General features: G+C 71.7%; 20 protein-coding genes. 6 read left to right on the top strand and 14 right to left on the bottom strand.

Annotated features, from left to right (window positions below):
• Positions 1 to 90 precede the first annotated feature (90 nt).
• Positions 91 to 1,053: an ROK family protein gene (locus ABZ434_RS31820; protein ID WP_359144022.1), complete on the bottom strand. Its 963-nt coding sequence runs from the start codon at positions 1,051 to 1,053 to the stop codon at positions 91 to 93.
• A 41-nt stretch (positions 1,054 to 1,094) separates the two neighbouring features.
• On the opposite strand from ABZ434_RS31820, the gene ABZ434_RS31815 reads away from it, so the two are divergent.
• From ABZ434_RS31815 to ABZ434_RS31805, 3 genes are read left to right on the top strand one after another with little or no spacing between them, the layout of a single operon-like run.
• On the top strand, positions 1,095 to 1,904 hold the full coding sequence (locus ABZ434_RS31815) for a creatininase family protein (protein WP_359144019.1): 810 nt from the start codon (positions 1,095 to 1,097) through the stop codon (positions 1,902 to 1,904).
• Positions 1,905 to 1,935: 31 nt separating this feature from the next.
• Entirely contained in the window at positions 1,936 to 3,063 is a 1,128-nt protein-coding gene (locus ABZ434_RS31810; protein ID WP_359144016.1) for an enolase C-terminal domain-like protein, read from the top strand.
• A complete protein-coding gene (locus ABZ434_RS31805; protein WP_359144013.1) occupies positions 3,060 to 3,464 on the top strand; it encodes a Rid family hydrolase in 405 nt (134 codons plus the stop codon). The genes ABZ434_RS31810 and ABZ434_RS31805 overlap by 4 nt, the downstream gene beginning before the upstream one ends.
• Before the next feature lie 80 nt (positions 3,465 to 3,544).
• Here the strand turns inward: ABZ434_RS31805 and ABZ434_RS31800 are convergent, their stop codons facing one another.
• Entirely contained in the window at positions 3,545 to 4,093 is a 549-nt protein-coding gene (locus ABZ434_RS31800; protein ID WP_359144010.1) for an LURP-one-related family protein, read from the bottom strand.
• A gap of 137 nt (positions 4,094 to 4,230) precedes the next feature.
• Complete coding sequence (locus ABZ434_RS31795; RefSeq protein ID WP_359144007.1) at positions 4,231 to 5,757, bottom strand: alpha/beta hydrolase; 1,527 nt, start codon at positions 5,755 to 5,757, stop codon at positions 4,231 to 4,233.
• A 96-nt stretch (positions 5,758 to 5,853) separates the two neighbouring features.
• Between ABZ434_RS31795 and ABZ434_RS31790 the strand changes: the two genes are divergently transcribed.
• Positions 5,854 to 6,801 carry a MerR family transcriptional regulator gene (locus ABZ434_RS31790; protein WP_359144004.1) on the top strand — a complete coding sequence of 316 codons (948 nt, stop codon included), beginning with the start codon at positions 5,854 to 5,856 and terminating at the stop codon, positions 6,799 to 6,801.
• Between the two features lie 49 nt (positions 6,802 to 6,850).
• On the opposite strand, the gene ABZ434_RS31785 is transcribed toward ABZ434_RS31790, so the two are convergent.
• The 9 genes from ABZ434_RS31785 to ABZ434_RS31745 all read right to left on the bottom strand — a co-directional run bounded on the left by ABZ434_RS31785 (position 6,851) and on the right by ABZ434_RS31745 (position 17,059).
• The gene (locus ABZ434_RS31785; RefSeq protein ID WP_359144001.1) at positions 6,851 to 7,408 is read right to left on the bottom strand and encodes a GNAT family protein; all 558 of its coding nucleotides are present in this window, start codon (positions 7,406 to 7,408) and stop codon (positions 6,851 to 6,853) included.
• A 58-nt stretch (positions 7,409 to 7,466) separates the two neighbouring features.
• Complete coding sequence (locus tag ABZ434_RS31780; RefSeq protein ID WP_359143999.1) at positions 7,467 to 7,706, bottom strand: LapA family protein; 240 nt, start codon at positions 7,704 to 7,706, stop codon at positions 7,467 to 7,469.
• 113 nt (positions 7,707 to 7,819) lie between these two features.
• On the bottom strand, positions 7,820 to 9,592 hold the full coding sequence (locus ABZ434_RS31775; protein ID WP_359144027.1) for a CocE/NonD family hydrolase: 1,773 nt from the start codon (positions 9,590 to 9,592) through the stop codon (positions 7,820 to 7,822).
• Between the two features lie 284 nt (positions 9,593 to 9,876).
• Positions 9,877 to 10,824 carry an LD-carboxypeptidase gene (locus ABZ434_RS31770; RefSeq protein WP_359143996.1) on the bottom strand — a complete coding sequence of 316 codons (948 nt, stop codon included), beginning with the start codon at positions 10,822 to 10,824 and terminating at the stop codon, positions 9,877 to 9,879.
• On the bottom strand, positions 10,821 to 12,809 hold the full coding sequence (locus tag ABZ434_RS31765; RefSeq protein WP_359143993.1) for a prolyl oligopeptidase family serine peptidase: 1,989 nt from the start codon (positions 12,807 to 12,809) through the stop codon (positions 10,821 to 10,823). Before ABZ434_RS31765 ends, ABZ434_RS31770 begins: the two co-directional genes overlap by 4 nt.
• Positions 12,810 to 12,829: 20 nt before the next feature.
• On the bottom strand, positions 12,830 to 14,173 hold the full coding sequence (locus ABZ434_RS31760) for a M20/M25/M40 family metallo-hydrolase (RefSeq protein WP_359143990.1): 1,344 nt from the start codon (positions 14,171 to 14,173) through the stop codon (positions 12,830 to 12,832).
• A complete protein-coding gene (locus ABZ434_RS31755; RefSeq protein WP_359143987.1) occupies positions 14,166 to 14,999 on the bottom strand; it encodes a M55 family metallopeptidase in 834 nt (277 codons plus the stop codon). The genes ABZ434_RS31760 and ABZ434_RS31755 overlap by 8 nt, the downstream gene beginning before the upstream one ends.
• Positions 15,000 to 15,106: 107 nt before the next feature.
• Positions 15,107 to 16,033 (bottom strand): ketopantoate reductase family protein, encoded by a 927-nt coding sequence (locus ABZ434_RS31750; protein WP_359143985.1) that lies wholly within the window; start codon positions 16,031 to 16,033, stop codon positions 15,107 to 15,109.
• 48 nt (positions 16,034 to 16,081) lie between these two features.
• Complete coding sequence (locus ABZ434_RS31745; protein ID WP_359143982.1) at positions 16,082 to 17,059, bottom strand: zinc-binding dehydrogenase; 978 nt, start codon at positions 17,057 to 17,059, stop codon at positions 16,082 to 16,084.
• 104 nt (positions 17,060 to 17,163) lie between these two features.
• Here ABZ434_RS31745 and ABZ434_RS31740 point away from each other — a divergent pair, with 104 nt between their 5' ends.
• Positions 17,164 to 17,505 (top strand): helix-turn-helix transcriptional regulator, encoded by a 342-nt coding sequence (locus ABZ434_RS31740; protein ID WP_359143979.1) that lies wholly within the window; start codon positions 17,164 to 17,166, stop codon positions 17,503 to 17,505.
• A 75-nt stretch (positions 17,506 to 17,580) separates the two neighbouring features.
• Here the strand turns inward: ABZ434_RS31740 and ABZ434_RS31735 are convergent, their stop codons facing one another.
• Positions 17,581 to 18,582 (bottom strand): aldo/keto reductase, encoded by a 1,002-nt coding sequence (locus ABZ434_RS31735; RefSeq protein WP_359143976.1) that lies wholly within the window; start codon positions 18,580 to 18,582, stop codon positions 17,581 to 17,583.
• A gap of 128 nt (positions 18,583 to 18,710) precedes the next feature.
• Here ABZ434_RS31735 and ABZ434_RS31730 point away from each other — a divergent pair, with 128 nt between their 5' ends.
• The gene (locus ABZ434_RS31730; protein ID WP_359143973.1) at positions 18,711 to 19,601 is read left to right on the top strand and encodes a LysR family transcriptional regulator; all 891 of its coding nucleotides are present in this window, start codon (positions 18,711 to 18,713) and stop codon (positions 19,599 to 19,601) included.
• A gap of 322 nt (positions 19,602 to 19,923) precedes the next feature.
• On the opposite strand, the gene ABZ434_RS31725 is transcribed toward ABZ434_RS31730, so the two are convergent.
• Positions 19,924 to 20,643, bottom strand: a complete 720-nt coding sequence (locus tag ABZ434_RS31725; RefSeq protein WP_359143970.1) for a class I SAM-dependent methyltransferase — start codon at positions 20,641 to 20,643, stop codon at positions 19,924 to 19,926.
• Between the last annotated feature and the right edge of the window lie 17 nt (positions 20,644 to 20,660).

Raw genomic sequence — 20,660 nt, 5'->3', positions numbered from 1 at the left:
CCCGATACTGGGCGTATCGGGGTGATCCCGACAACGCGGCGAGCGTGCGTGCCAGGCGTCGCCGGACAGGCGGGACTTTCGAAACACGCCCTAGGGCCGGGGCGCCGACAGGACGAGGCCCGCCGCCCCGAGCAGCGCGCCGGTGTCCTCTGCCTCACCGAGGATCACGGTGGGCATCTCCCCGCCGCCGAGCGTGTCGGCGCGCAGCCGGGACTCGACCATCAGCCGGAACGGCTCACCGCCGTCGAGCGCCTCCCCGTGCAGCACGAACAGCCCGCACGCGAAGAGCTGCTGGACGGTGGCGAGGCCGAGCACCAGGTTCTCCGCGTACTGCGCGACGACTTCGGCCGCGGCCGGAGTGCCGGACGCCGTCAGAGCTGCCAGGGAGGCCGCCTCGGGCGCGAGCCCGTGCTCGGCGGCACGCCCGCGCAGCCAGCGGGTCGTCGCCACGGTCTTCCAGCAGCCGCGCCGCCCGCAGGTGCACAGCTCGCCGCTCGCGGTGACCGTCATATGGGCGCCGCTGCGCCCACCGGCCGGAGCCAGCACCTCCCCGTCGTACAGGATTCCGACGCCGAGGACCTCACCGGTCGCGACGGAGGCGAACGAGCGCCGGCCGCGGCCCGCGCCGAACCAGCGGTCGCCGAGCACCTGGACGCGCGCCCGGTGCTCGATCCGCACCGGGGCGCCGGCCGTCTCCGCGAGCCGTTCGGCCACCGGGTAGCCGCGCAGCGCCGGGGCGTCGTTCACCTCGATGATCCGGCCCGCCGCCGGATCCACCACCCCGGCGGCGGCCACGCCCACGCCGAGCAGATCCTGTCCTGCGAACACCGCGGCCACCTCCCGCAGCGCCGCGTCGACCACGGCCGGGTCCGCGCTGCCCGCGTCGAAGCGGGTCTGCGTCCGCTCGCGTACGGCCCCGGTGCGGGTGAGCAGCGCGGCACGCACCAGTCCGGGCAGTACTTCGACGGCGCCCAGCACACCGACGTCCCGACCGGCCGGCTCCCCCGGCTGCGGATCGGGTACCAACCGCAAAGGAATACGTTCATGCGCCATGCGCCGACTCTGTCATGCCCCCGGACCGGGGAGACACCGGCATGACCCACCGGAATCTGACCGAGGCCACGTGGCGCGAGACGCGGGCTGCGGCTCCCTCCGCGATCGCCGTCCTGCCCATCGGTTCGCAGGAGCAGCACGCCGAGCACCTGCCGATGGGCACGGACACCATGCTCGCCGACGCCGTCGTCTCCCGCGCCCTGGACCTGCTCGACGAGCGGGCGGACGCGGGCGTGGACGTGCCCGATCTCGTACGCCTGCCGACCCTGCCGTACGGGCACAGTCCGCACCATCTCTTCGCTGCGGCACTGACGCTGTCCGCGCCGGTCCTCGGCCTGGTCCTCGACGAGCTCCTCGATTCGCTGGCCGCCTGCGGCTACCGCCGGGTGCTCGTCGTCAACGGACACGGTGGCAACGACGAGATCATGCGCCTCGCGGTCAAGCGGTTCGCGCTGCGCGCCGACGTCACGGCTGCCGCCTGCTCGTACTGGACGCTCGACGACACCGGCGAACCCGCTGCGGACGCGGACGCCCCGGAGGAGCGGCACGCGGAGCTGGTGCCTGGGCACGCCGGATGGTTCGAGACCTCGCTGATGCTGGCCGCGGAGCCGGCCCTGGTACGCGCCGGGCGGGCCCGGCACGCGCCGGTCGAGCCGCCGCCGCTGTTCGACAAGCCGCCCTACCCCGGCCTGACCGTCGAGCGGCACGGCGAGTGGGAACGGGTCGGCGGCGCCACCGACGACGCGGCCGGCGCGGACGCCGCGCACGGAGAGCGCCTGCTCGACCGGCGTGCCCGCGGCCTGGCCCGCGCGGTGCTCGCCTTCGACAGCGCGACGCGCCCCCTCGCATGACCTCCACCCCCGCACACGTAAGGAATGGTTCATGAAGATCACCGAGGTCGACGTCCACGTCGTCAACCTGCCGCTGGTCAACCCGTTCACCAGCTCGTTCGAGACGAAGACCGGGGAGACACGCACCGTCGTACGCATCAGGACGGACACCGGCGTGGAGGGCTGGGGCGAGACGATGTGGGGCCGGCCGGTCGCCGCGATCGTCCGCGACCTCGCCGAGGACCTGATCGGCACCAGCCCGTTCGCCCTGGAGTCCTTCCACCGCCGTCATCACATGGTGCCGTTCTTCTACGGATACTTGGGGTACGCGGCCCTGGCCGCGATCGACGTGGCCTGCTGGGACGCCATGGGCAAGGCCACCGGACAGTCGGTGACCGATCTGCTGGGCGGCCCGGTCCGCGACGAGGTACCGCTGACCGCGCTGATCACGCGAGCCGACGCGCCCGGCACCGCTGCGGCCGGCCTGCCGCGCGCACTCGCCGAGCACACCGAGCGCGTGGTGGCCGAGGGCGGCTTCACGGCGGTGAAGCTCAAGGGCACCAAGGACGTCCAGGGCGATGTCGCGATCCTGCGGGCGGTGCGTGCCGCGCTGCCCGAGGTGAATCTGCGCGTCGACCCGAACGCCGCCTGGTCCGTGCCGGACTCGATACGCGCCGGCATCGCCCTGGAGGAGCTGGACCTGGAGTACCTGGAGGATCCCTGCGTCGGGATCGAGGGGATGAGCCAGGTCCGCCAGAAGGTCCGCATCCCCCTGTGCACCAACATGTGTGTGGTCCGCTTCGAGGACTTCGCGCCCGCGGTGCGCCTCAACGCGGTCGACGTGATCCACGGTGACGTCTACAAGTGGGGCGGCATCGCTCCGACGAAGGCGCTCGCCGCGCACTGCGAGACGTTCGGCCTCGGCATGAACCTGCACAGCGGAGGCGAACTGGGCATCGCCACGGCCGCGCATCTCGCGGTGGTCGCCAGTACCCCCGTGCTGTCGCGCGCCATCGACTCCATGTACTACCTGCACGCGGACGACATCATCGAGCCGCTCACGCTGGAGAACGGCAGCCTGCGGGTGCCGGACGGCCCGGGTCTCGGCGTCACCGTCGACGAGGGCAAGCTCCGCCACTACGCCGAGGTCAACGCGCGCGAGGGAGACCTGACGAGGTGACGACCGACAGTCTCCGCACCGGCCGCCGAGCCGTCACCACGGCCGGTGCTCCCGCGCCGATCGGCGGGTACAGCCAGGGCATCGCTGCGGGCCCGTACCTGTTCACCTCCGGGTTCGGTCCGCAGGACCCGGTCACGGGCGAGCTGGGCGACACGATCGAGGAGCAGACCCGTCAGGTCCTCGCGAACGTGAGCGCCCTCCTCGCCGCGGACGGGCTCACGCTGGACGACGTGGTGAAGGCGACGGTCCATCTCCAGGACGTGCACCGTGACTTCCCGGGCTTCGACCGGGTCTACCGGGAGCACTTCGGCGACCCGCGTCCGGTCCGCACCACGGTCGGCTCCGAACTGATGGGCATCCTCGTGGAGATCGACGTGGTGGCGCTGCGCAGAACTCCCTGACACCTCCCATGCCCGCGGGCCGGGCCGTCTTCGGACGGCCCGGCCCGCGTCACTGTTCCCCGGCCGTGCCCAGGTCCCGCTCAGTCTCCCGGGTGCGCCATGGCGTCGATGGCGATCGCGGCCGCCAGGACGGTGGTGTGTTCGACGCCCGGGCCGACGTCGAGGCCGTAGGTGTCCCGTACGCGGAACCACTTCTTCGACACCTCGGCCACTTTGAAGCCGTCCCGCTCGATCGTGTACTCGTGGTCGAGGATGTTGCCGTGCACCGACAGGTCGTCGCCGTCCTCCTGCTTGATCCGCCACCGGTCTCGCAGGGGACCGATCACGGCCTTCTTGACCAGGGCGACACGGTTCCCCTCGGCATCGTCGATCGCCATCGAGTCCTTGATCCTCAACGGCCTGCTCTGCACCGTGGCGACTCGCCGGCCACCGGGGTCCTCGATGTGGTAGGTCCGCCGCGCCCGAAGTGCCTTGCCGTTGACCTTGTAACGGTGGTCACCGGACTCGTCGTCGATCCAGTAGTCGTCTCCGATGGAGATCATCTTCTGCCGCATCCGATAGCGGGTCACACCTTCGCCGTGGTCGAACGCTCTATTGGCGTGACGGCGCTCCTTGCGCTCCTGGAACATCGTCCGTCCTTCTCGCCGTCCGTCGGGGAAAGGAAACCGAGGAAATCGGCCTCCATGACGGCGGATAATTCCTTATTATCCTCCTTCATGGACATATGCAGCTTTTGAGGCTTTCGCGGCTGTACGGCTTATTTCGGTCAGCCCCTCACGTGCACCAGCACCGCTCGCATCGCTCGCCGTACCGCCTGGCGCGACTCCTCCGTCGGGTCGAGGGTCTCGAAGGCGTGGCGCCCGTCGGGGACGTCGATCACCTCGACGTCCGCCCCGCAGGTGCCGGCCGCGGTCAGGAACTCCTCGACGGTGACGGCGATCTCCGGGGCCTCCCGCCCCACCCGCGTGATCAGGATGGGCAGGGTTCCGGCGCTCGCCACCGCCTTGACCGGATGGAACCGGCTGTCGACCAGTCCCCAGCCGGCATGCGAGGCCAGCACCGGATAGGAAGCTGCCAGGCAGCGCAGCCAGGCCGGCGGGCGGCACAACCAGTCGGCCGCCATGAGGCCGCCTCCGGAGAAGAACCACAGCGCGATCCGGTCCGCGTCCACCCGCGGATCGGCCCGCGCCAGCTCCACCGCGGCGGCCACGTCCGCTGCGGCGCGCGGGTAGTCGGCCATGTCGTGCAGACGGTGGTCGAGTGTCACTCCGACCACCCCTTCCGTGGCCGCGTACCGCGCGTACCCCTTCAGCGTCGGCCAGTCCCGTGGAGTCGGCCGCGCCCCCTCGGGCACCGGACCGCCGTGCACGAACACCACGGCAGGCCGGGGGCCCTCGGCGTCGGGCAGATACAGGTCGACGTTTCCGTGGCGCTCGTGCGGGAGTTCGGGCAGCTCCAGCAGGAACGGCCGCAGGTGCGCGGGTGGTCCGACGGAGCCTCGGGCGACCAGCCGGTGTCCTTCGCCGGCGGCCGCTCGCAGCATGACGTCGGCGAGTTCGGCCGGCAGGGACAGCATCGGCCAGTGCCCGGTGGGCAGTTCGAAGAACGAGACCTTCGGATCGACCAGCGGCTGGAAGGCGGGATCGCCCAGGTCCACCCGCCGCTGGACCATCTCGACGCTCGATCCGTTCGCGTTGCACAACACCCCCGTCACGGGAACCGACGCCACCGCACCGGCGAGCCGCAGCGGCTGGACCAGGGTGCGCAGGGGCTGCGGCGAGGCAAGGGCGGCGAGCCGGTCGAGCGAGGCTTCGGGGATGCCTGCGATGCTGCCCCAGCGGGGCCACTCGTCACGGGCCGGGACGGCGAGGCCCCGGCCGTCCTCCCCCGCGCCGGCGCGCCCGGCCACCTCCTCGCGCACCGACCGGTCCGGGACGGCGGCCAGCGCGGGCACTCCGTCCTGGCCCGGCCCCGTGTCCACGCAGACGATCCTGGTGATGCGCTCCGCACGGCGGTCGGCGGCTCCCAGGACGGGGTGGACGCCGTAGTCGTGCCCGACCAGCACGATCTCCTGACCGGGTCCGGCCGCCGCGCTCACCGAATCGATCAGCACGAGAACGTCCTCGATATGCGTCTCCAGGTCGATGCCGTGCGTCGCGACGCCCTGCGGCCCGCCGAGACCGGTGAGAGCCGCCGTGTGCACCCCTGCGCCCGCCGATGCCAGGCGGGCGGCGGTCTCCTCCCATACGTGCGCGCCGGTGAACATGCCTGGAACCAGGATGAATTCGGTCATGGCCCTCTCCTCCGCGATCCGTCGTCGGCCGCCCGGTCACCAAGGGGCCGGCCGCCCTCGCCGGTACCGTAGAAGCTCCCTCAGAGGGAGGTTCAAGTGTTCACGTCGCCCGATGGCCTGTGCAGCATCGGCGAGCTCGCCGAGCGCGCGGGCGTCACCGTCAAGACTGTCCGCTTCTACTCCGACAACGGTTTGCTGCCGGAGTCGGCTCGCAGCGCGGGCGGCCATCGCCGTTACGGTCCCGACTCGCTGGGCCGGCTGCGCCTGCTCCGCTCCCTGCGCAGCCTCGGACTGCCGGTGCGCGAGGTGCGCCGCGTCCTCGACGAGGAGGACGGTGCGGGCCGGGTGCTGGAGGACGTCGTGGCGGGGCAGTTGCGTGAAGTCGGCTCGCAGCTCACGGCCCTGCGCTGGCGGGAGGCGGGGATGCGGCTGGTGCTGGAGTGCCCGTCCGGGGAGCGGGCCGAACGGTTGCGCCTGATCGGTGCGGTGGCCGGCCCTCCGAGCACCGCCCCGCTGGCCCGGTTCTGGCGTGCCTGGCTGCCGCCGCGGATGCCGGCCCGGGCGACGGCCGCGTTCCTGGAGGTGGCGGTGGTTCAGCCTCCCGACGCTCCGGATCCGGCCCAGGTGCTCGCCTTCGCCCGGCTGAACGCGCTCGTGACCCGCCCGTGCACCGGCGCCGAACGGCCCCAGCCCGAGGCGCACAAGGCCTCGGGGCCCCGCGCGTCCACTGTTCTGTACGCGGGTCTCGCGCAGGCGTACGAGCTGGCCGGCGCTCAGGTGCGCCGGGGAGTGGAACCGCACCCCGGCGAGGAGCTGGACAGTTTCGTGGACGCCTACGCGAGCGCGTACGGCAGCCGGGACACGACGGCCTTCCGCGGCCTTCTCGCCGGCCAGCTGGCCGCCGACCCGCGCATCGACCGGTACTGGGAGCTGACTGCCGAAGTGATCACCGCGCCCGGACGTCCGCCGGAGCCGACGCCCGGGACCGCGCACGACTGGCTGTTCGCCGCGCTGGACGCGGAGACCGCCGCAGCGGCCGGCTGAGCTCCCGGCCCGCGCGAGACCCGGTGCCGATCAGGAGCCCTGTGCCGCTTCAGCGCATCCCGGCCGTGATCGCCCACCGTTCGTGATCGCGCCAGGCCCCGTCGATGAGGAGGAAGTCCGGCGAGAAACCCTCCAGCCGGAATCCCGCCCTGCGCACCAGGGCGATCGAGCCCGCGTTGCCGGGCTGGATGTTGGCCTCCAGACGGTGCAGACCGAGCGACCCGAAGGCATGTCCGATGACGAGGCCGAGCCCCTCGCTCATCAGGCCGCGCCCGGTCGCGTGGGCGAAACCGCCGTAGCCGAGCGCACCGCAGCAGAATCCGCCCATGACGATGTTGTTGATGTTGATGAACCCGGCGATCGCACCGTCGCCCGGGCTCCCGGGCGTACCGCTGCGCTCGCACACCAGAAAGCCCGCCCTCGCCGGGTCCCGGAGCAGCACGCCCGCGTAGGCGGCGTACGCGTCGGGGTCGGCGGGCGGGAACAGCCAGGGGCGGTGCAGTTCGCGGCTCTCACGGGCACGGGCGGTGAACTCCGCCGCATCGGTGTGCGAGAAGGGGCGGATCGCCGTGCGCGGGCCCTCGGCCAGATAGGTGGTGTCGGACATCGGACCAGCGTAGATCGTCGCCGCCCGCCAAAACGGCCGGGCGGCCGGCGACGAAGGCCTACTTGGTGCGCCTGCGGAAGATGTAGGCCCCGCAGGCCATGCCGGCCAGGAACATCACGATCAGCCAGACGTACAGCGGCATGGTCACCAGCGGGACGATGAGGCGTACCTCGACCTCTTCGGTGTTCTCGACGATGAACACGATCGACAGGACCGCGATGATGATGACGAGAATGCGGGCCGGTGTGAACGCGCCGCTGCTGCCCTTGCTGCCGCTCGACACATCCTTCGGGCTCATGAAGCGGCCCCTTCCCTCGTTCTTGTGCGCCACCGCCCCCGGAGCACCAGGATGACTCCGTCCGGGTGCCGGGGGGCGGCGATGTACCGCCATTCGAGTGACGTACGCAAGCGCTAGTTCGCCGTACCGCCCACTACCGGCAGCTCCAGCACCCCCGTGTCCCCGGGCGCGCTGACGACGGTGACGGGCTTGACACCGCGGTTGCCGAAGTACGCACTGTCACTGGCCGCGATGGCGAACTCCAGCCGGTGCCCCGTCTCGTACCGGTGGACGATGCCGGGCAGTTGGACGGTGAAGGCGCGGGTCACGTCGGGCACCCTGACGGGCGAGACGAGCCGGTTCACCAGCGTCCGGGTGCCGTCCGGCGCCACGTCGTACACCTTGGCGAACAGGACGAGCTTGTCGGCGGCGTCGCCGCTGTTCTGCACGCGCTCCGTCCTCGGCGAGACCACCTTCAGTGTGGCCTTCGGGGCCCCGACCACGTCGACCGGGGAGGTGAGGGGGGCACTGGTCCAGCCGAGGTAGGTGCCCTTGGTGTCGTAGGGCTTCGGGTCGGGCAGTCCGATGAGGCCGGCCAGAGAGCTCTCGGAGTGGCTGGTGGGGATCAGCCAGTTGGAGTACTGGCGGCTGCCGCGTGCGACCTTGGCGCGGTTGTCGACGAGTTTGCCGTCGCCGGAGAGATACATCGTCCGCGTCGGACCGGGAACGGCGTCCGCGGTGCCGTAGCCGCTCTGCCAGTCGCGGTAGTAGGCGAACTCCGGTCCGGTGTCCGTCGCCGGCTCGTGGCGGAGGTAGCGGTCGAACCAGGCAAGGATGCGCCCGCCGACGTAGCTGCTCTCCAGATTGCCCTGGCCGAGATCGAGTTCGCCGTCCACCTGCCCCCCGCTGTGCCCCCAGGCCTGCCAGATCATCTTGGCCGTGGTGCCCTGCTCCTTGAGCGTCCTGTACGTGGCGGTGGCCTCGTTGAGGTTGAAGAGGCTGTCGGCCTGCCCCTGGATCAGCAGGGTGGGCGCCTTGACGCGCTTCAGGTACGAGACGGGCGAGACGCTGCGCGCGTAGGCGAGCATGGCGGCGGTCCTGTCGTTCGGATAGCGGCCTGAGTTGAGCAGCCGGATCGTGTCGCAGGCCTGCGCGGCGAAGTGGAGGCAGTCCAGACTGCCGAAGCGGGACGGGTCGAGGCTGGGGCTGAGGACGGTCTGACCCTCTCCCATCAGGTAGAAGCCGTTGGTCCACTGCCACTTGAAGGCACCGGCGGTGTCGGAGGAGACGCCCTGGGCCGTACCGGCGTTGTTGGGGGCGAGCGCGTAGCCGAGGTCGTTCCAGGTGATGAGCGGGACGAGGGCGTCCACGCGGGGGTCGACTGCCGCGGTGGCCATCTGGATGGCTCCGCCGTACGAGCCGCCGATCATGCCGACCGTGGGGTCTCCGGGGCCGTCCTGGGTGACGAAGTCGGCTTTGGTGCCGTCGTCGGCGGCGCGTGTTCCGCCGAGGTAGTCGACGAGGGCGGCCGCCGCCCGGCCGTCCGTCTCCGGGTCGTCGAGCGTGATGAGGCAGCCGGACTTGCCGAAGCCCAGCCCGGAGTAGACGAGTCCGGCGTAGCCGCGTGAGGCGAACGCCTTGCCGATGCCGTCGGTCGAGCCGTCCGACTTGCTGCCGCCGAAGCCGTTCGTGGCGAGGACAGCCGGCACCGGGTGCCGGGCGTCGGCCCCGGCGGGCCGGTAGAGGTCCGCGTCCACGGTGCAGGCACGACCGCCCGCGGACACCGTGAACTTCAGTGGGGTGACGGTGTATTCGGGCGCGGCGGTTCCGGCCTGCGCGGTGCCGGCGAGGGCGAGGGGTGCGGCGAGCGCGGCCCCGGCGACGAGGGCCAGCGGTCTGCGGGACAGCGGCTTTGACGGCTTCGAGGACTTCGAACGGGACCGGAAGCGGGAACCGGAGACAGCACGCGACACGAGGACCTCCACACCGAGGACACCTTACCGACCGGTAAGTACTGGGTCGCGCTCATGCTGTGACACAGGTCATAGCCGTGTCAACGCCCAGGGCGGGGTTTCCTGAAGGTTGCTCAGCTTCTTCGCAGCGCGGCCCTGTCCGGGCCGGTGGGCCTACGGATGGCGGACATGGTGACGGCCCCGGCACGATGCCGGGGCCTCGCCGGGGTTCCGTTCTCTCAGACCAGCGCCGGCACCTCGACCGTGAGGGTGGCCGGACCGCCGTCCGCCGGAGCGTCCAGCACGGCGGGCACTCCGAGCGGAATCGTCAGCCCGGTGGGACCGTGACCGAAGCCGAGCTCCTCGACGACGGGCACACCGAGCGGGCCGAGCCGGTCGGCGAGCACCGCCCTGACGTCCTCGTACGGCCCGCAGCCCGCCCAGGACCCACAGGCCACCCCCGCGATGCCGTCGAGCGCCCCGGCCCGCGACAACTGGGTGAGGATGCGGTCGATGCTGTACGGATCCTCGGTCGTGTCCTCGATGACCAGCAGCCCGCCGCGAGCCACGGTACGCGCGTGCGGGGTGGCGAGATCGGCGGCGAGCAGGCTCACACAGCCGCCGTACGTGATGCCCCGGACCCGCCCCGGCACCAGCGCTCTCGCATCGTCGAGTCCGAGCGTCATCACACTCTCGGGCTCGAACAGGGTGGCCCTCAGCGACTCCTGGGTCCGCGGATCCTTCAGGAAGGCCTCCGTCCCCACCATCGGCCCGTGCAGCGTCGCGAGCCCCGTCCGCAGGGCGAACGCCTCGTGGAGCACGGTGATGTCGCTGTAGCCGACGAACACCTTGGGTCCGGCGGCCCGCATCGCCGCCCAGTCGACCAGATCCACCATGCGGTGCGCTCCGTACCCGCCGCGGGCACAGATCACCGCGTCGACGGACGGATCGCACCAGGCGTCCTGGAGGTCCCGGGCCCGCCCCTCGTCCGTACCGGCGAGGTAGCCCAGCTCCGGATGAACGTCGAGCACGTGCGGCATCACGAGTGGTTCGAGCCCCCAGCCTCGCAGGAGGTCGAGCCCCGGCTCCAGCCGGTCGGCGGGCACCGGCCCGCTCGGGGACACGACGGCGACCCTGGCGCCCGCGCGCAGCCGGGCGGGACGGGTCAGGGGGGCGAGAGTCGTCACTTGTCCAGCTCCAGCCGCGGTACGTCGGTGCGGTCGATGCCGAAGGTCTGGGCGTACAGGGACAACTCGGCCTCCAGCGCGCTGATCATGGTCTCCGCGCGCCGGAACCCGTGCCCCTCGCCCGGGTAGGTGAGATAGGCGTGCGGGATGCCGCGCCCGTGGACCGTGGCCAGGAACCGCTCGCACTGGACGGGCGGGCAGATCGGGTCGTCCTCCCCCTGGAGGATCAGGAAGGGGGTGGTGAGGCCGTCGGTGCGGTTGATCGGCGACCTGTCGCGGTAGCGGTCGGGGACCTCGGCGATCGGGCCGACCAGCGACTCCAGGTACTGCGATTCGAAGTCGTGGGTCTCGTCGGTGCCCCAGCCGGTCAGGTCCAGGATGGGGTAGATGATCGTGCCGCAGGCGTAGACGTCGGTCCCGGTCAGCGAGGCGGCGGTGGTCCATCCCCCTGCGCTGCCACCGCGGACGGCGAGCCGGTCCGGGTCGGCGGTGCCCTCGTCGGCGAGCGCCAGGGCGACGGCGGCGCAGTCCTCGACGTCGACGACACCCCACTGTTCGCGCAGCCGGTTGCGGTAGGACCGGCCGTAACCGGTGGAACCCCCGTAGTTGACCTCGGCGACGCCGATGCCGCGCGAGGTGAAGTAGGCGATCTCCAGGTCGAGTACGAGCGCGGCGTGGCCGGTCGGACCGCCGTGGGCCCACATCACGTAGGGCGGCAGCTCGCCGTCGGGGCCGGTCCGGTCGGGACTGTGCGGCGGGTAGACCTGTGCGTGGATCTCGCGGCCCCCGGGGCCGGTGAACGTACGGACGGAGGGCTCGGGGTAGTAGGACGGGTCGACCGCGTCCTCGTGCGGTGCGCCGATGATCCGGGTGTGTCCGGTCGCCGTGTCCAGCTCCACGATCTCGTACGCGCTGCGCGGGCTCGCCGCGATGCCGATGACTCGGCTGCCCTGCACGGCGAGGGTCTCGGCCCATTCGGTCCAGGGCCCTGCGATGTCGGCCAGTTCGCCCGTCTCCGGGTCGAGGATGCCGAGCGCGGTGGATCCCCTGCCGTGGAGTACGGCGATCGTCCCGTTGTCCAGCGGACAGAACCAGTTGAGCCCGATCTTCCACAACGGGCCCGCGAACTCCTCCTCCCGGACACAGAGTTCGACGGCCGCACCTCGGTCCGGGTCTGCCCGGTAGAGGTTCCACCACCCGCTGCGGTCACTGGCGAACAGCAACTGGCCCCCGGAGGTCCAGCGGACCTGCGGAACGGACTCCTCCGGGCCGCCCACGAAACTCCGGGTGTCGTGGAACGTGCCGTCCTCGCCGATGTCGGCGAGCATCACCTCGGTGCCGTCCCACGGCATCCGCGGGTGGTCCCAGGCGATCCAGGCCGCGCGCCGCCCGTCGGGCGAGACCTCGGCCCCGGTGACGAACCGGTGCCTGTCGTCGGAGAGTTCGCGTACCGCCGACCGGTCGTCCGCCGCCGATCCGTCCAGTGGCACGGCGACGACCACCCGGCGCACCTCGGTGGGCCCCTCACCGGTGAACTCCTCCAGGACGCACCAGACCTCGCCCGCCGCTCCCCGGTCCGGGTGCAGGCGCGGGTCGGCCCACCGCAGTCCTCCGCCGATCTCGGACACGGGCGTCAGGGGCCACGGCTCACGCGGTCCGTCGGGGGCGTAGGCGTACAGCCGCTGGTCGTCGAAGTGGACGAAGACGATCAGCGGGCCGCCCTCGGCGCGTTCGGTGCCGGCCCAGGGCCGCCCCCCGTACTCGATGACGCGGCTGCGGGCGTTCCACGGCGCGGGCAGCTCGGCGGTGGTGCCGTCCGCCGAGCGGCGGACCAGGGCGCGCCGGCCGGCCTGGGCCGGGCGCGGTTCCGTCCACCACAGCTCGTCGCCGACCGCTCCGACGTACTCGGGGCGGCCGTCGCGGGAGGCGGCCAGCGCGGCGTCGATCGGTGACGGCCAGCTTCCGTAGGCCTGCGTGGATACCATGGTCGATTCCCCCGAGAGGTTCAGGCGGTGCGCAGATAGTGGTCGAGAACCCGGACGCCGAAGTGCAGCGCCTCGACGGGGACACGTTCGTCCACGCCGTGGAAGAGGGCCTGGTAGTCGAAGCCGACGGGCAGCTTCAGCGGCGAGAATCCGTAGCCGGTGATGCCGAGCCGGGAGAACTGCTTGGCGTCGGTGCCGCCGGACATGCTGTACGGCACGACGTGGCCGTCGGGGTCGAACCGCTCGACGGCCGCACGGAGCTTGGCGAACGTGGGTGAGTCGACCGGCGCCTGGAGGGGTACCTCGCGGTGGTGGAACTCCCAGTCGACCGACGCCCCGGTCAGCCGGTCCAGCGTGGCGTGGAACTCGTCCTCGCCGCCGGGCACCATCCTGCCGTCGATGTAGGCGGTGGCGTGGCCCGGGATCACGTTGACCTTGTAACCGGCTTCGAGCATCGTCGGGTTGGAGCTGTTGCGGATGGTCGGCGCGACGAGGTCGGCGGCCGGTCCGATCTTCCCGAGGAGTTCGTCCACGTCGAGGTCGGGGGCGTCGAGGTCGGGGTGGAGGCCGTGCAGAGCGGCGATCTCGGTGAGTGCGGCACGGACCGTGGGGGTGAGGCGCACCGGCCATTCGTGGGCGCCGATCCGGGCGACGGCCGCCGCGAGCAGGCTGACCGCGTTCGCGCGATTCACCTTGGAGCCGTGCCCCGCCTTGCCGTGGGCGGTGAGCTTGAGCCATGCGGTGCCGCGTTCTCCCGCGGCGATGGGGTAGAGCGGCATGTTCGGCCCGGCGTGGAAGGTGAAGGCGCCCGACTCGCTGATGCCTTCCGTACATCCTTCGAAGAGCGCGGCGTGCCGGTCGGCGAGGAAGCCCGATCCGTCGTCGGCGCTGGCCTCCTCGTCCGCGGTGTACGCGATCACGATGTCGCGGCGGGGGCGGATTCCGGCCCTGGCCCAGTAGCGGACGACGGCGAGGACCATCGCGTCCATGTTCTTCATGTCGATGGCGCCGCGGCCCCAGACGACTCCGTCCCGCACCTCGCCGGAGAAGGGGTGCACGGTCCAGTCGTCGGCCTCGGCCGGCACCACGTCCAGGTGGCCGTGGACCAGAAGCGCTGCCGCGGAGGGGTCCGTGCCCGGAATCCGGGCGACCACGTTGGTGCGGCCGGGGGTGCGCTCCAGCATGGCCGGTTCGAGTCCGGCGGCGGCGAGCCGCTCGGCGACGTACTCGGCGGCCGGGCGTTCGCGGCAGTCGCCGCCGCCCCGGTTCGTGGTGTCGATGCGGATCAGTTCGGAGGTGAACGTCACCGATTCGTCGAGCGCCCGCTCGTCGACGCCGTCCTGGGGGGTGCTCGCCTCAGCCATACTGTTCCTCCACGGCGGACGACACGATGGTCGTCACCGCCTTGAACGTGCGGATACCTTCGTACATCGTCGCGCTCGTGTAGTCGACACGCCTCTCGCCGGAGGGTGCCACGCCGGGCACGACCGTGGCCGCCGCGGCCAGGTGCTCGGCGTCGAACTCCAGCTCCACGGTGAACGGGCCACCGTCCACCGGTGTGCAGCGCCCGGCGAGCGCGGTCGCCTCCTTGGCCGCCGCACGGATGTCGGCTGCGGTACGGGCGGGGGTGCGGCAGACCGCGGCGTACCGCGACACGTAGTCCTTGACGGCGACCGTCCGCGCGTCGGGGGCGTAGCCCTTGGCGTCCACGCAGGTCAGGTCGTCGCCGGTGACGAGGACGACGGGCACGCCGTACTCCGCGGCGACGTGGGCGTTGAGCAGGCCCTCGCTGGCCCTCACTCCGTTCAGCCACACGCCGGTGATGGAGTTGGCCAGAAAGGTGTGGGCCAGGACGCCTTCCGTTCCGGCGCCCGTGTGGTAGCCGATGAAGGCGACGGCGTCGACGTCGCCGTGCTGGATGCCCTCCACCATGCTGAGCGACTTGTGCCGGCCCGTGATCATCTGGGCCCGGTCGTCGAGCTGCTCCAGCAGGAGGTTGCGCATGGTCCAGTGGGCCTCGTTGATGAGCACCTCGTCGGCGCCCCCGTCGTAGAAGCCGAGGACGGCCGCGTTGACGTCGGACGTGAACAAGGAGCGGCACCGCTCCCACTGGGGGGTACCGGGCAGGACATCGGCCGGCCAGGTCACACCGGTGGCGCCTTCCATGTCGGCGCTGACGAGGATCTTCATGCTGCCACACCGTACGCGCCACAGAACGCGCAGGCCAGAGCGGCCCTGCCCTCCAGAGGTCCACTCCAATGAAGGTCTCGGACCCTGGTGCAGCAGGCCCGGGATCCTCAGACGGCGGAGCCGGTGCGGTGCTCGTGGACGCGCAGGTTCAGCGTGACCAGATCGAGCAGCGGCGTGTCCACGGTCAGGCGCCTGGCCGTGGACACGAGGTCCCCGAAGACCTGCTCGGCCTCGGTCGGGACACCGTGGGTCACGTCGCGGTACAGCGAGGCGGTGAGGGATGATCCTTCCGTGGTGAGCATCGCGGCCACGGCGTCGAGCTCCTTCTCCCGCACGGGGTGGCCGGCGGCGGCCGCCACGGCGGCGCACTCGGCCAGGAGCGCGGTGACGAAGCCGGATCCGCCGGGAACGGCCCGGACGTCGCCGACCGTGCCGCGCATCAGGCAGGTGAGTCCCGCCAGGGTGCTGATGAACACCCACTTGCCCCACATCGCGGCGACGACGTCCGTGGAGCGGTGCGTGTCGATGCCCGCGTCGGTGAGGACGGCGGCGACCTCCTCGACGCGCTCGGACACGCCTCCCTGCTGCTCGCCGATCGTCAGGCTCGCCACCGGGGCGAGCCGCACGATGTCGCCCTCGGCGTTCAGTGTGGTGATGATCCGGGCGACGCCGCCCAGCACCCTCTTCTCCCCGAACCGCTCGTTGAGCCGCGCCAGGTGCGCCATTCCGTTGAGCAGGGGCACGATCGCCGTTGCGGGTCCGACGGCCGGCGCGATGTCGTCGAGCGCCCCGTCGAGGGCCGTGGCCTTCACCGACAGCAGCACCAGGTCGTAGGGGCCGGAGAGCTGGTCCGCGGTGAGGAGCCGGGGCGTGACCGTCTCCTCCTCCCCCAGCCCGGTGATGCGCAGCCCGCGCTCGCGCAGGGCGGCGGCGCGCCGTGGACGGACCAGGAAGGCGACGTCCTTGCCCGCCTGCGCGAGCCGGGCGCCGAAGTAGCCACCGGTGGCTCCTGCTCCTACGACCAGAATCTTCATGTACGTGCACCTTCCGGGGTTCGTGATCGGGGGGTCGGGGCGCCGAACTCAGCGGTCGACACGCAGGACCAGCTTGCCGGTCGACGTGCGCCCCTCCATCAGCAGGTGTGCGTCCGCCGCATCTGCCAACGCGAACTCGGCCGTCACCGGAAGGTCGACGTGTCCGTCGGTCACGGCACGAAAGGCACGCTCCGCGACGGTCCGCAGCACGGTGGGGTCGCTCGCGGCCAGCTCCAGGATGGAGAAGCCGGCCACCGACCTGCTGCCGGGGTAGAGCTCGCCCTGCCCGACGCTCCAGGGCCGGGCGCCGCTTGCGTTGCCGAAGGAGACGAGGCGCCCGAAGACGGCGAGCGCGTCGACGCCACGGCGCAAGGTGTCCCCACCGACGGAGTCGAGTACCAGGTCCACACCGCGGCCGCCGGTGGCACGGCGGACCTCTTCGGGGAAGGTGTCGCCGACGAACACCTCGTCGTAGCCATGGGCGAGGGCGTACGCGGCCTTCGAGGCGGAGGACACCACGCCGTACACCGCTCCGGCACCCGCGGTGCGGGCCAGTTGCCCGGCGACCGTGCCCACCCCGCCGGCCGCGCCCTGCACCAGTACGCTCTCGCCGGCGCGCAGCCGGCCGACCTCGTGCAGCAGCGCGTGTGCGGTGGGCAGCACGGTGGGGAGGGTGGCGCCGGTGCGCAGGTCCACGCCGCCGGGGAGCGGGAAGACGGTGGCGGCCGGCGCCGTCACCACGTCCGCGTATCCGCCGCCGTCGAGGAATGCGGCGACCTCCTGCCCGGGACTCAGCCCTTCGACCCCCGCGCCCACCTCGCGCACCCGTCCCGAGACCTCCAGGCCCGGGACGAAGGGCAGTGCGGGCACCCGGTATCCCACGGACCTGGCCTTGAGGTCGGCGAAGTTGACGCCCGCGTAGGCGACGTCGATGGTGACCTGCCCGGGGCCCGGCTCGGGAGTGGCCACCTCGACGACGGTCAGCACCTCGGGCTCGCCGTACTCCTTGAACTCGATCGCACGCATGACAGACCGCCCCCTGAAAGAAGTGTTCAACGAAAAGCGAACACTTGGAGTGTAAGATATTCATCGAACACTCAGCAAGGGGACACGGACACCGGGAGCGGAACATGCCCAACCAGCCTGCGGGCGGCGGACATCGCGCCGCCCCCGTACACACCGACCCCGCGGACGTCTCCGTGCTCGGCGCACTGTCCGCACTGGCCGACCCGGTCCGCCTCCAGCTGGTCCGTGAGCTGGCGGGCTCCGAGGACTGGACGCGCAGCTGCGGCAGCTTCGACGTACCGGTCGGCAAGGCCGCACTCAGCCACCACTTCTCGGTGCTGCGCGGTGCGGGCCTGGTCGAACAGCGCGACATGGGTCCCAAGCGGGTCAACCGCCTGCGCCGCGAGGAGTTCGAAGCCCGTTTCCCGGGCCTGCTGCACCTGCTGCTGCGGGCGGACGACGCCTGAGACGGGGCTCCCGGCAGAACCGTCGGCGCACGCGAAAGGCCGGCACCCCGGGCGGGGGTGCCGGCCTTTCGTGGTTCAGCGGCGCTTCGCGCCCTTCAGCAGCTTCTCGATCCTGGCGAGTTCCTTGTCGCTGAACTCCAGGTGACGGATCGCCTCGACGCTGTTCTCCAGCTGGGCGACGCTGCTCGCGCCGACCACCGCGGAGGTGACACGGCCGCCGCGCAGCACCCAGGCCAGAGCCATCTGGGCGAGCGACTGGCCACGTTCACGGGCGAGTTGGTTCAGGTCGCGGAGCCGGTCGACGAGCTCCGGGGTGACCGAATCGGCCGACAGGAACGGGCTGCTGCCCGCAGCGCGTGAGCCCTCCGGAATGCCGCGCAGGTAGCGGTCCGAGAGGATGCCCTGCTCCAGCGGCGAGTAGGCGATGGAGCCGACACCCAGCTCGTCCAGGGCCGTGAGCAGCCCGTCCTCGACCCAGCGGTCCAGCATCGAGTAGCGCGGCTGGTGGATGAGCAGCGGGGTGCCGAGGTCCTTCAGGATCCGGGCGGCCTCCCTCGTCTGATCGGCCGAGTAGTTGGAGACACCCACGTAGAGCGCCTTGCCCTGCTGGACCGCCGAGTGGAGGGCGCCCATCGTCTCTTCGAGCGGGGTCTCGGGGTCCGGCCGGTGGGAGTAGAAGATGTCGACGTAGTCGAGGCCGAGGCGGTCGAGGCTCTGGTCCAGCGAGGAGAGGAGGTTCTTGCGCGAACCCCACTCCCCGTACGGGCCGTCCCACATCAGATAGCCGGCCTTCGTGGACACGATGATCTCGTCCCGGTGCCGGGCGAAGTCCGTCGCCAGCGCGCGGCCCATCGCGGTCTCGGCGGATCCGGGCGGCGGGCCGTAGTTGTTCGCCAGGTCGAAGTGGGTGATGCCGAGGTCGAACGCCCGGCGGAGGATCTGCCCCTGGGACTCCGGCGTCCGGTCACCGCCGAAGTTGTGCCACAGACCGAGCGAGAGGGCGGGCAGCTTCAGACCGCTGCGCCCGGTGCGCCGGTAGGGCATGTCCTGGTAGCGGCCGGCGGACGGGATGTACATGCGGGACTCCACGGGAGAGATCGTTCCGGTTCACGACGGGTACGACGTGCGGGGTCCAGGTTCGCGCAGAACGATCCAGCAGTCCAACAGGAGATTCCGCTGGGATTCAGCGCCTATATTTCTCAATCATGGAGTTGCGCCAGCTGGAACATTTCGTCGCCGTCGCCCAGGAGCAGCATTTCACCCGGGCCGCCGAGCGCGTCGCCGTGTCGCAGTCCGGCCTGTCCGCCTCCGTCCGGGCCCTGGAGCAGGAGCTGCGGACGCCCCTGTTCAGCCGGACCACACGGAGTGTGCGACTGACCGAGGCCGGGCGCGCCCTGCTGGTGGAGGCCGAACGGACCCTGGCGGGAGCGCAGGCGGCCAAGGACGCCGTCGACGCCGTACGGGGGCTGCTGCGCGGGACCCTGTCGGTGGGTGTGGAGCAGTGCGTGGCCGGGCTTAACCTGCCGCGCCTGCTCGCCGCCTTCCACCGCGAGCACCCCCACGTGGAGATCCGGCTCCGCCAGGAGGGGACGACGAACCTGGTCGACGGGGTGGCCGGCGGCCGGCTCGACATCGCCTTCGCGGCCACGGTCTCCCCCGTGGGCTGGCGTGGCGAGCTGGTCCCCCTGGCCCGTGAGCCCATGGTGCTGCTGTGCGCGCCCGGCCACCGGCTGGCCGGGGCGGACCGGGCCGGATGGGACGAGCTGGCCGGTGAGGCCTTCATCGACTTCCATCCGGACTTCGGGCCGCGCCGCGCGGCGGACGAGGCGTTCGCGGCCGCGCGGGTGCGCCGCACGGTGGCGCTGGAGGTCAACGACGTACACAGCCTGCTGGAGCTGGTGCACGAGGGGCTCGGCATTGCGGTGGTGCCGCACCACTTCTCCCGCAAGCCCGAGGCCCGGTGCCTGGTGGCCGTGGCGCTCGAGGGGGCCGGCCGGCCGTACTACGAGAGCGTCGTGGTGCTCCCGGCCGCCCAGACGATGAGCCCGGGAGCGCGGGCGCTGATGGCTCTCGTACGGGAGGGGACCGGCCCCTGAGGGAGCCGGCCGCCACCGGGTGGCCGAGCGGATGGTGAAGGTCTGCAACGCCCGTGCCGTGACCGTCCCTCTCCGGCACGAGGCGGCACTGATGGCAAGCGTTCCGCTGATCGACCTGATGTGGAAGGTGCCCGCCCTCGAACGCCATCTGCCGCTCGGCAGCACCTGGCTCCAGTTCGGCGTCGCCCGGTCCTCGTCGGCGCGGCGGTGGCGCTCCTCGGCCGGGTCGAGGACGTCGCGGCGAAACGGGAGCCGCGGCTGCCCTGAGACGACGCCACCGGCCCCGGACGGACTCCTCGCCCGGGGCCGGGGCGCGCCCGGATCAGCGGGCGGCCAGGACGAACCACCGCGCCGGCAGGTCGATCCGGGTTCCGTCGGGCAGGTACTCGGTCTGCGGCAGCACCGTGTCGCCGCTGTCCAGCGTGATCAGCCCGGCGGACCGCAGCACCTCCGGCACCTCCTCGTCGGTGGCGCTCGCCGGTTTCAGCCCGTGGTCGAAGACCCGTCGCAGCTTCTTGGGCGGCCCGTCGGGGCCCTGCGCCGCCTGCTGCAGCACCCCCTTGGAGGCCGGAGTCAGTTCGGCGACGAACGCTCGGCCCCGGTCACCCAGAAGCGTTGCCACGGCCGCCGCGACCGCCGGCCTGGCCTCGGGTTCGCTCTGGTGGATGACCGCCCGCATGTAGACGTTCGTATCGCCGATCCGCTCGTGCAGGGCACGTACCGCGTCACCGTCGACGAGGTTCAGCTGGACGAACTCGGCGACACCCCCGGGGTCCGCCCGCCGGGCGAGACCGATGGCCGCGTGCGAGAGGTCGACGCCGATCGCACGGGCGAACCGGGTCGCGAGGTATCGGGTCTGCGTACCGTTTCCGCAGCCGAGGTCGGCCACGGGCAAGGATGCGTCGGCGTGGGGCAGGAGCAGTTCGCTGTGCGGGACGGCGCTCAGCGAGGGGTCCGCGTCCCAGATCGCCTCGCCGGGTGCGTCCGAGGTGGCCGACCAGAATCCTTCCCACGACTCGCGGTATCGCTGTGACACATCCATGCGCGCTCCCCGGTCCG

The organism is Streptomyces sp. NPDC005761 (genome assembly GCF_040630635.1).
Taxonomy (GTDB): Bacteria; Actinomycetota; Actinomycetes; order Streptomycetales; family Streptomycetaceae; genus Streptomyces.
This window is presented reverse-complemented; position numbering and strand designations above follow the sequence as displayed.

What these genes read in the sequence shown, in the direction of transcription:
- ABZ434_RS31820 (WP_359144022.1), bottom strand. Translation starts at nt 1,053, where the DNA reads ATGGCGCATGAACGTATTCCTTTGCGGTTGGTACCCGATCCGCAGCCG.
- ABZ434_RS31815 (WP_359144019.1), top strand. Translation starts at nt 1,095, where the DNA reads ATGACCCACCGGAATCTGACCGAGGCCACGTGGCGCGAGACGCGGGCT.
- ABZ434_RS31810 (WP_359144016.1), top strand. Translation starts at nt 1,936, where the DNA reads ATGAAGATCACCGAGGTCGACGTCCACGTCGTCAACCTGCCGCTGGTC.
- ABZ434_RS31800 (WP_359144010.1), bottom strand. Translation starts at nt 4,093, where the DNA reads ATGTTCCAGGAGCGCAAGGAGCGCCGTCACGCCAATAGAGCGTTCGAC.
- ABZ434_RS31795 (WP_359144007.1), bottom strand. Translation starts at nt 5,757, where the DNA reads ATGACCGAATTCATCCTGGTTCCAGGCATGTTCACCGGCGCGCACGTA.
- ABZ434_RS31785 (WP_359144001.1), bottom strand. Translation starts at nt 7,408, where the DNA reads ATGTCCGACACCACCTATCTGGCCGAGGGCCCGCGCACGGCGATCCGC.
- ABZ434_RS31780 (WP_359143999.1), bottom strand. Translation starts at nt 7,706, where the DNA reads ATGAGCCCGAAGGATGTGTCGAGCGGCAGCAAGGGCAGCAGCGGCGCG.
- ABZ434_RS31765 (WP_359143993.1), bottom strand. Translation starts at nt 12,809, where the DNA reads ATGGTATCCACGCAGGCCTACGGAAGCTGGCCGTCACCGATCGACGCC.
- ABZ434_RS31760 (WP_359143990.1), bottom strand. Translation starts at nt 14,173, where the DNA reads ATGGCTGAGGCGAGCACCCCCCAGGACGGCGTCGACGAGCGGGCGCTC.
- ABZ434_RS31755 (WP_359143987.1), bottom strand. Translation starts at nt 14,999, where the DNA reads ATGAAGATCCTCGTCAGCGCCGACATGGAAGGCGCCACCGGTGTGACC.
- ABZ434_RS31750 (WP_359143985.1), bottom strand. Translation starts at nt 16,033, where the DNA reads ATGAAGATTCTGGTCGTAGGAGCAGGAGCCACCGGTGGCTACTTCGGC.
- ABZ434_RS31745 (WP_359143982.1), bottom strand. Translation starts at nt 17,059, where the DNA reads ATGCGTGCGATCGAGTTCAAGGAGTACGGCGAGCCCGAGGTGCTGACC.
- ABZ434_RS31740 (WP_359143979.1), top strand. Translation starts at nt 17,164, where the DNA reads ATGCCCAACCAGCCTGCGGGCGGCGGACATCGCGCCGCCCCCGTACAC.
- ABZ434_RS31735 (WP_359143976.1), bottom strand. Translation starts at nt 18,582, where the DNA reads ATGTACATCCCGTCCGCCGGCCGCTACCAGGACATGCCCTACCGGCGC.
- ABZ434_RS31730 (WP_359143973.1), top strand. Translation starts at nt 18,711, where the DNA reads ATGGAGTTGCGCCAGCTGGAACATTTCGTCGCCGTCGCCCAGGAGCAG.
- ABZ434_RS31725 (WP_359143970.1), bottom strand. Translation starts at nt 20,643, where the DNA reads ATGGATGTGTCACAGCGATACCGCGAGTCGTGGGAAGGATTCTGGTCG.